3 protein-coding genes and 1 pseudogene are annotated in these 3,997 nt (G+C 67.4%); all 4 read right to left on the minus strand.

The genetic code is table 11. The features are described from left to right. Window positions 1-131: 131 nt before the first annotated feature. On the minus strand, window positions 132-830 hold the full coding sequence (locus ACN269_RS35185) for a hypothetical protein (protein ID WP_421477735.1): 699 nt from the start codon (window positions 828-830) through the stop codon (window positions 132-134). Beyond that, window positions 794-2,257, minus strand: coding sequence for an MCE family protein (locus ACN269_RS35190; protein WP_421477737.1), 1,464 nt, complete (start codon window positions 2,255-2,257; stop codon window positions 794-796). The genes ACN269_RS35185 and ACN269_RS35190 overlap by 37 nt, the downstream gene beginning before the upstream one ends. Window positions 2,258-2,259: 2 nt before the next feature. Next, complete coding sequence (locus tag ACN269_RS35195; RefSeq protein WP_421477739.1) at window positions 2,260-3,402, minus strand: virulence factor Mce family protein; 1,143 nt, start codon at window positions 3,400-3,402, stop codon at window positions 2,260-2,262. Continuing rightward, window positions 3,402-3,997 (minus strand): annotated as a pseudogene (locus tag ACN269_RS35200) (mammalian cell entry protein); the annotation flags it as partial. The pseudogene ACN269_RS35200 and the gene ACN269_RS35195, both read right to left, overlap by 1 nt.

The following is a 3,997-nucleotide window of genomic DNA, read 5'->3' on the forward strand; positions in this document are numbered from 1 at the left end:
GTCGGGTGCGGTCTTTTCGGTCGCACCGCTGTCCTGGGCCTCGGCGCTCTCCTCAGCTTCGGTGGTGGTTTGCTTCACGGTGTCAGCGGTGTCCTCTGCCTTGTCGGAAGTCTTGTCAGCTGTCGGATCGGTCACGGCACGAACTCCACGTTGGCGACCTTGGCCTCGTCATCCCCGACCTGCTCCACGGTCAGCCGCATCCGCCAGGCGCGGGGCGCCTGCTCCGGCGCGCCGGCATTGGCGGTGTCGACCCTGACCGCGACCAGCACCTGTGCGTCTTCGTCCGAGAACGACTCCAGGCCGGCCTCGGTGATGGTGCCCGTCGACTTCGACTGCGCCTGCTTGACCACCTCGACGAACGGCTCCGCGCGGCGCTGGAAGTCGTCGTAGAAGGTGCCGGTCGCCGAGTCGAGGATGCGCTGCACATCAGCGTCGGCGTTCTCCCAGTCGATCGTGGTGAGGTTGAGGGCGCCCTGCCGACCGACCTGCAGGAACAGCTCGCGCTGCTGTTCATCCTGATGGGATTGCCAGGCCCGGAACCCCAACCAGCCGGTCAACCCGGCCAGCGCCAGCACCCCGATCAGTCCGACGATCATCGTCAACGTCACCGCAGACGTCGCGCTCTGATCGGAGGGTTCCCCGGCGTCGGCCGCGCCGGCTTCGGTCGCCGCGTCAGCGACGTAGCTATCCGCCGCGTCCTCGGTCGGCGGCCCCGCGGAAGTGTCGGTCACCTCGACGGCGGTGGAGTCCGGCTCTGTTACGCGCGATGTTGTGTCCTTGGGGGTCGACTTGCTCAATTCCCCGTCGGGGGCAGCAGCATCGTCTGCCATGTTTGCTCCTCTGTGGCACTGCGGGCCAGGTTCGACTGCGTGTACTCACGCCCGTCCGGTCCAACGTACGTGCCCGTCGCCGGATCGTATTCAGCGGCGGCCGCCGGCGGGGGGGCCTGCGCCGCCGGCGGCGGCGTTTCTGCAGCTCCAGGCTCTGGCCGCACGTGCGGAACATCCTGCCCGGACAGTGTCGCGTTCGGGTCGCCCTTCCAGTTGAAGCCGTCGTTGAGCGGTACGTATTGCTCGTCGCTCTCGCACATCTTCGCCGTCGGGGCGCGTTTGCCGGGCACCGTGATGCACGGCAGGTTGCGGGCTCCGCGCACATTGAACGGTGCGTCCTGCGGGATCCGGCAGTACAGGTCGCCCTCGGGCAGGTCCGGGTAGTCGACCAGGCTGGTCGAACGGATCTGCTGGGCGGGCAGGAAGCCCGTCGTACAGGGCGGCGGCAGGTTGAGGTTCAGGTTGAAGTCCAGGAACGCGCCGCCGTAGTCGGACTTGGTGAACCGGTTGGCCGTACCGGTGGCCTGCGAGATCGCAACACCTTGGGGATAGAGCACCAGGATCTGCTCGAGGCTGGGCTGGTAGGCCAGCGCCACCTCGCCGATGCTGACCAGGTTGGCCAGCACCACCGGCAGCGTCGGTTGCAGCCGGTCCAACAGGGCGCGCACCTCTTCGGCGGCCCCGGGCCCGTTGTTCAGCAGGCCCGAGACTGCGGCGTCGTTGTCGCGCAGCTCGTCGGTGACGACGGCCAGGTTTGCCGCCCAGGCCTGGATCGAGTCGGCGGTCTCGATCTGGCTGTCCAGCACCGGCTTGGACTGATCGATCAGCGTCAGCAGCGGGTCCAGGTTCTTGCGGGCGTCGATCGCCAGCGTCGACGTGCCCTTGACCAACCGGGACAGCTCGGGACCCAACCCGCCGACGGCCACATAGGACTCGTTGACGACGGTTTCGAGGTTCTCCCGCGGGATGGCCGCCAGACCGCGGTTGGCCGCCGCCAGCAAGTCGTTGACGTTCGGCGGCACCGAGGCACGATCGCGCGGGATCTCGTCGCCGTCGGACAGCACCGGGCCCTGCGCGCTGCCCGGAATCAGTTCGACATACTGCTCGCCGATCGCGGATTGGCTGTGCACCTCGGCGTCGAGATCGGCCGGGATCTGGTAGTCGTCGCTCAGCGACAAGTTGGCGACGACGCCGGTCTCCGTCAAGTTGACGCTTTCCACCTGACCGACCTCGACGCCGCGGTAGGTGACGTTGCCGCGGGGATACAGCCCGCCGGCTGCCGGCAGCTGCAGGTCGACGTTGTAGTGCCCGGCCCCGAACATCAGTTTGGGCAGTTTCATGTAGTTGAAGGCCATGATCCCGGCCGCCAACAGGGCGATGGCCAGGAAGACCGCCGCCTGGATGAGCATTTTTCGGGTGATCCGCATCGCTACCGCCCCTGGTCCCACCGGTACGGAACCAGCAGCGGGTTGGCCGCCGTGTACGGGCTGGGCAGCTGGCCTATGGTGCGGCCCCACTGCAACTCCAGCTCGGTCAGGTCGCCCTCCCAGCGGGTTCCGGTGAAGAAACCCTGGTCGATCCGGCTCAGTGTCATGTCGACGATCAGGGTCAGGTTGGCGTAGTCCCCACGGAAGTAGTTGGTGATGGTCTCCGTGGGGAACGGATAGGTGGACAGGAAGCTCAGCGCCCGGGTCAATGCCGGGCCCGCATCGGCCAACTCTTCGAGCACCGGGCCGAGGTCTCTGAGCTCGGCGACCAAGGCCTCCTTGGTTTGGTTGACCGAGTCGGCGGCCAGCGCGCTGAACTGTCCCAGCACCACCAGCGCCTCGGCCAGCGTCTCGCGCTCGTTGCGCAGCACCTCCAGCGCGTCGGGGATGGTCTGCAATGCCCTGTCCACCACCGGCTTCTGATCGGCGAACTGGCCGACCAGGCTGTCCAGGCTGTCGGCGGCCGCGATGATGTCCTCTTTTTGGTCGTTGTTGTAGGCGATGAACTTGTCCAGCTGTTCGATCAGGCTGCGCAGGTCGTTTTCCCGCCCGGTGAACGCGGTGCTCAACTCCTGGGTGATGTCGTGGATGTTGGCGATGCCACCGCCGTTGAGCACCAACGAGAGCGCCGCCAGCGTCTCCTCGGTGGTTGGGTACGCGCCGCTGGACGAGAGCGGGATCAGCGCCCCGTCGCGCAGCCGTCCTTCGGCAGGCACGTCGGTGGGTGCGGCGAGTTCGATGTGCTCCGAACCCAGCAGGCTGGTCTGGCCGAGCTTGGCGGTCGCGTTGGCCGGCAACTCCACGTTTCCGTTGAGGCTCATCGTCACCAGCGCGTGCCAATCCTGCAGCTCGATGCCGGTGACGTTGCCGACGGTGACGTCGTTGACCCGCACCCGTGAGTTCAGGTCGATGTTGTCCACGTCGGGCATCTGCGCCTGGACCGTGAACGCGTCCGGCCCTCGGCCTTCCACGCCGGGCAGCGGTAGCGAGTTCAGGCCCCGCCAGGCACACCCCGACAACCCGACGGTGGCCAGCATCGTCGCCGCGACGACTGCGTAGGCAGTGCGGACTCTGTTGTGCCGCATCATGATCCACCCCCGTGCACCATGATTCCGGACAGGCCGTCGGACGGGTTGGTCGAAACCACCGCCTCGGCAGGCAACGGCGGGGTGTTCGCTGCCGGTGACGGCGCACCGTCCGGGGTGGCCGGCGCACCGGAAGCCGGAGCGGGCGGCGCGGCCAGCGCGCTGGGCGGCGGCACGTCAACGGGCTGCTGCGGCGGGATGTAATCCGGACGCAGCCAGTCCTCGCTGTAGGTCAGCTCGTTGGGCCGCGCGGACGCGGTGACGAACAGGTTCTGCCCGATCGGCGGGAAGTTGTACTGCCGGTTCTTGATGATCGGCGCGAGGTACTGCACGCACAGCTTGGCCGAGTGTTCGGCTCCCATCCGCGACGCCGCTTGAATCGCGCCGCAGATGAACGTGATCGGGTCCGCGAAGTTGTTCACTGCCGCGACGCCCGAACCCGCGCCCTGGGCGGGCTGGTAGATGTTGACGTAGTTCTGGAACGTGGTCGGCGCGACGTGCAGCAACTGCTTGATGTCGTCGAGGCTGTCGGTCAGCGCCTGCGTGACACCGGCCAGCTTGTCCGATGTGGTGCCCAGGGTTTCGCGGTTGTCGG

Source organism: Micromonospora sp. WMMD736 (assembly GCF_049179015.1).
GTDB lineage: Bacteria > Actinomycetota > Actinomycetes > Mycobacteriales > Micromonosporaceae > Micromonospora.

Excerpts from the sequence above, each read along its gene's own strand:
- ACN269_RS35185 (WP_421477735.1), bottom strand. The coding sequence starts at position 830 with ATGGCAGACGATGCTGCTGCCCCCGACGGGGAATTGAGCAAGTCGACC.
- ACN269_RS35190 (WP_421477737.1), bottom strand. The coding sequence starts at position 2,257 with ATGCGGATCACCCGAAAAATGCTCATCCAGGCGGCGGTCTTCCTGGCC.
- ACN269_RS35195 (WP_421477739.1), bottom strand. The coding sequence starts at position 3,402 with ATGCGGCACAACAGAGTCCGCACTGCCTACGCAGTCGTCGCGGCGACG.